This window comes from Pseudemcibacter sp. (genome assembly GCF_965661635.1).
Taxonomy (GTDB): Bacteria; Pseudomonadota; Alphaproteobacteria; order Sphingomonadales; family Emcibacteraceae; genus Pseudemcibacter.
The window spans coordinates 1-4,480 of the sequence record NZ_CBFIEP010000186.1 but is presented as its reverse complement, the minus strand read 5'-3'; the positions used below and the strand labels follow the sequence as shown (position 1 = coordinate 4,480).

The window sequence follows — 4,480 nt, the reverse complement described above, 5'->3', positions numbered from 1 at the left end:
AGGTATGCGCCGCCGCATGGCTTAACTGAAATACCGTTTTCACTAAGTACTTGATTGACGGCTTTGCATTGCTCTGCCCCATCAGGGAAGCGAACAAGAGAGAAATTACAAACACTCGGCGCTACCTCTAACCCTAAAGCTAACAGCTCCGCTTCGAACCATGCTTTCATTTTATCATTGTAAGCTTTTGCCTTTTTTTCATGTTCGATATCTTTAATGGCTTCAATACCCGCTGCAATGGCGGCCGCGTTTACATTAAAACCGGCTCTTACTTTATTAAGAACCGCATTTACGGACGCAGGCGCATAGGACCAGCCTAAGCGAAGGCCCGCGAGCGCATACATCTTTGACATGGTTCGGGTCATAATGACATTGTCTTTACCGTTATCCACCAACTCCCATCCCGGCGAATAATCATCTGCGTCAACAAATTCCGCGTAGGCTGCATCAACAACGAGTAGGATATCATCATTCAAATTTTCACGAAGACGCGCCATTTCAGATTTAGGAATATATGTGCCCGTTGGATTTCCCGGATTAGCCACATAAACAACCTTGGTATTTTCCGTAACGGTTTCAAGGACGCTATCTACATCAACGAAAAGATCTTTTTCCGGTGCGATGATCGCATTTGCCCCGACACAGCTCGCGGCCGTTGGATAAATGACCATGCCATGTTCCGTATAAACAATATCATCGCCAGCATCGGCGTAACCACAGGCAATCAGTCTTAAAATATCTTCTGACCCTGATCCGCAAAATATTCTGTCCGCATCCACAGAATACCTTTCCGCAATCGCTTCTCTAATTTCAGGATTACCTGGTAGCGGATAAAGGTAACAATTTTGCATGATATCAACTGCCGCAGACAATGCCTTTGGACTTGGCCCAATGCGCGATTCATTAAACGATAAACGGTGCATTTTTTTAGCCGTGGATAGTTTCATTGCGCCGGGTTGATACCCAACAATATTATCAACGGTTCCTTTGGGGGAAATAAAAGACATCGACACTCCATATATATAAAATAGATTGAATTTATTTTATTATAAGTAAAACAATTATGCAATAATTAATAATTGCCTGTAATTATAATTTGAATCGCAATCGTAAATAGTCATATTACAATTCATAAATTCACTTTTTTCTTGATTTACACTCAAATTCCATTAATTGTTTTATATTAAATCTATACACTATAAAGAAATATTATGACCAACATCTTACAGTTATATATTAATGGAGAATGGGTTGGTGGCACCATCAACAACACTTGCCCAGTGATTAATCCAGCCACTGAGGAAATAATTTCTCATGTCTATATGGCGACCAAAGAAAATTTAGATGTAGCTATTAATGGTGCAAACGAAGCATTTAAAAAATGGTCTACAACATCTGCTCAAATTCGGTCAGAGATATTACACAAAGCCGCAGAGATATTATCTGGTCAGATCAATGATATTGCATCGAACCTAACGATTGAGCAGGGAAAACCTATTGGTGAAGCAACGGGTGAAGTTCATGCGGCGGTGAATGCTTTTCGCTGGGCTTCCAAAGAAGCATTGAATATCAAAAACATCACCTATCCTGATAGCCCAGATAATTATAGCCAAAAAACCATGTTTGAACCTATCGGCGTTGTCGCAGGTTTTTCGCCGTGGAATTTTCCAGCAATGCTTACAGCGCGGAAAATTTCCAGCGCGATTGCTGCAGGATGCTGCATCATCATCAAACCCGCTGAAGAAGCGCCCGCAACGGCTATTGCGCTCGCCAAGGCGCTCGATGAAGCGGGACTTCCCGCAGGTGTTCTTAATATGGTATTTGGTGATCCTGCTATGATTTCAGAACGGCTTATCCGTGACAAATCAATTAAAAAGGTCAGTTTGACTGGATCTACGGCTGTCGGAAAATTGTTGGCTGGTCAATGCGCCCAAAACTTAACACCTTGCGTGCTTGAACTTGGTGGTCACGCGCCGGTTATAATTTTTGACGATGTTGATGTTAATGCGGTTGCTCAAAATTTAGCAATATTCAAATACCGTAATGCGGGCCAAGTATGCGTTTCACCAAGTCGCTTTTTCATTCACGAAAATATCGCAGAAAAATTCATGGAATTATTCGTCAAACATACAGAAAATTTAAAAGTTGGTAACGGACTAGACAGCGATACGAATATCGGACCACTTGCTCATGAAAGAAGAGTTGGTGCAGTCGAAGAACTGGTTAATGATGCCATTGGTAAAGGGGCAAATTGTTTACTCGGTGGAAAGCCCATGGATCAAGCGGGATATTTCTTTGAGCCGACAATTCTAAGTAACGCCCCCAAATCCGCCGACCTTATGACAACTGAAATATTTGGCCCCGTTGCTGTGCTTTCAACTTTCAATGATGTTGACGACGTTATTGATCGCGCCAATGATGTGCCATACGGCCTTGCATCATATTTATTTACAAACAACGCTGAAACCATTGAATACATTAAACCGCGCCTTGAGGCTGGCTTAGTGAGCATTAACATTACCACCCCTATTCTTGAAAACGTGCCCTTTGGCGGCGTCAAAGAAAGTGGTTATGGCTACGAAGGCGGCACAGTTGGATTACAGGCATTCATGAATTTAAAACTTATTCACGAGGCATAAGCGGAGCCAGCAATGAACAAAAAAGTAAACTTTCTATACATTATGGTTGATCAGGCGCGTTCTGATTTTTTTGGTTGTTACGGTAATGATAAAATTAAAACGCCCAATATTGATGCGCTTGCTAAACGCGGTACAACTCTTGATCAACTTTATGTGGCTAATCCTTTTTGTATGCCGTCCCGCTCGGCGATTATGACGGGACGAATGCCGTCCGTGAATGGCGCCCGCACCAATGGCACGCCTTTACCGCTTGAAGCACGTACTTTTGTTGGATCGTTACTTGATGATGGCTATGACACTGCACTTATTGGCAAATGTCACCTTCAGAATATGACAGGCATGGAACGCGCTTATACACCACCAGAAGCCGAGAAATGTAAAACAGATGAAGACGGATATCCTGATCAACCAACAACAAGTAAATTAACGGGCGCAGATTATGAAAATGAAAACTCCGTTATTTGGCGTGCGTCACCGGATCATGAGGTAAAGACGCCCTATTACGGCTTTGATCATGTGGATTTATGTACGTTACATAGTGATAATGTCGGCGCAAATTATGAACGTTGGTTAAATGAAGAAGTTTCAAATGAAAATGATTTAAAAGGTGCAAAAAACGGCCTTGATAAGGGTAATATATCGTCGCCGCAATCGTGGCGCACGGCCATTGATGAAGAGCATTATTCAACGTCCTATATTGGCCGTAAAACGATTGATTGGATAGAAGAGCATCAAGAAAATGCATCTGAAAATCCGTTTTTCTTACATTGTTCATTCCCTGACCCTCATCACCCCTTTGCACCGCCCGGTAAATATTGGGATATGTATGATCCCGACGATATGAACTTACCAGAAAGTTTCAATAAGGGGTCTTCACCCGTCCTTGATCATATGCGAAATGATTTTGAACAAGGAACCTCGGGCCGCGAAAGCACATTACCGTTTGCCGTTAACGAAAAAGAAGCCCGCGAAGCCATCGCCCTGACTTACGGCATGGTTACCATGATTGATGACTGGGTCGGTAAAATTATGGCGTCACTGGAAGAGCAGGGCCTACTTAATAATACAGTGATTATTTTTTCATCTGATCACGGTGAATATATGGCCAACCATGGTATTATGCTTAAAGGGCCACTTCATTATCAAGGGCTTATCAGAATACCGTTTATATGGTGTGATCCTGTTCAAAACACATTAAGCCGTACTTCAGAATTATGTTCCGCTATTGATATAGCCCCAACCATCTTAGAACGCAGCCAAACAAAACCTTACTACGGCATTCAGGGTAAAAGTATGCTGGATATGATGAACAATAAAATAGATCATCATAGAAAAGCCGTCCTAATTGAGGACGATAGAGAAGTTATTTATCTGGGTTTTAAAGAACCTCAACGTGTCAGAACAATGGTCACGGATAGATACAGGTTAAGCATGACACAGCCCGCTGATTTTTACGAACTTTATGATTTAAAAAACGATCCACATGAAATTAACAATCTGTGGGAAGATGACAATCAAGCAACCCTTAGAAACCAAGAAATACAAAGAATGCTTAAACTAATCTGCGAAATGCAGGACTGGTCCCCTTTACCAACTGGTCGCGCTTGAATTAAAAGAGAAAAACAAATGAATACTGATTTAAAAACACGTACTGGCGGCCAACTTCTTGTGGATTGTCTTCTTAATCTAGGCGCTGAAGTTGGTTATTCCGTGCCCGGCGAAAGCTACCTTGGTGTTTTGGATGCGCTTTATGATGCCAAAGATGATTTTGATCTTATCATTTGTCGTCAAGAAGGAAGCGTTGCCTTTATGGCGGAAGCTCATGGACGCTTAACGGGAAA

General features: G+C 42.1%; 4 protein-coding genes. 3 read left to right on the top strand and 1 reads right to left on the bottom strand.

Annotated features, from left to right (window positions below):
- Positions 1-1,007 (bottom strand): pyridoxal phosphate-dependent aminotransferase (locus tag ACTF6W_RS12080; protein WP_438994803.1); only part of this gene is annotated, 1,007 nt, incomplete at its 3' end.
- A gap of 204 nt (positions 1,008-1,211) precedes the next feature.
- On the opposite strand from ACTF6W_RS12080, the gene ACTF6W_RS12075 reads away from it, so the two are divergent.
- The 3 genes from ACTF6W_RS12075 to ACTF6W_RS12065 all read left to right on the top strand — a co-directional run.
- Positions 1,212-2,639, top strand: a complete 1,428-nt coding sequence (locus ACTF6W_RS12075) for an NAD-dependent succinate-semialdehyde dehydrogenase (protein ID WP_438994802.1) — start codon at positions 1,212-1,214, stop codon at positions 2,637-2,639.
- 12 nt (positions 2,640-2,651) lie between these two features.
- Positions 2,652-4,247: a sulfatase family protein gene (locus ACTF6W_RS12070; RefSeq protein WP_438994801.1), complete on the top strand. Its 1,596-nt coding sequence runs from the start codon at positions 2,652-2,654 to the stop codon at positions 4,245-4,247.
- 18 nt (positions 4,248-4,265) lie between these two features.
- On the top strand, positions 4,266-4,480 hold a 215-nt coding region (locus tag ACTF6W_RS12065; protein WP_438994800.1), incomplete at its 3' end, for a thiamine pyrophosphate-binding protein.

What these genes read in the sequence shown, in the direction of transcription:
- ACTF6W_RS12075 (WP_438994802.1), top strand. Translation starts at nt 1,212, where the DNA reads ATGACCAACATCTTACAGTTATATATTAATGGAGAATGGGTTGGTGGC.
- ACTF6W_RS12070 (WP_438994801.1), top strand. Translation starts at nt 2,652, where the DNA reads ATGAACAAAAAAGTAAACTTTCTATACATTATGGTTGATCAGGCGCGT.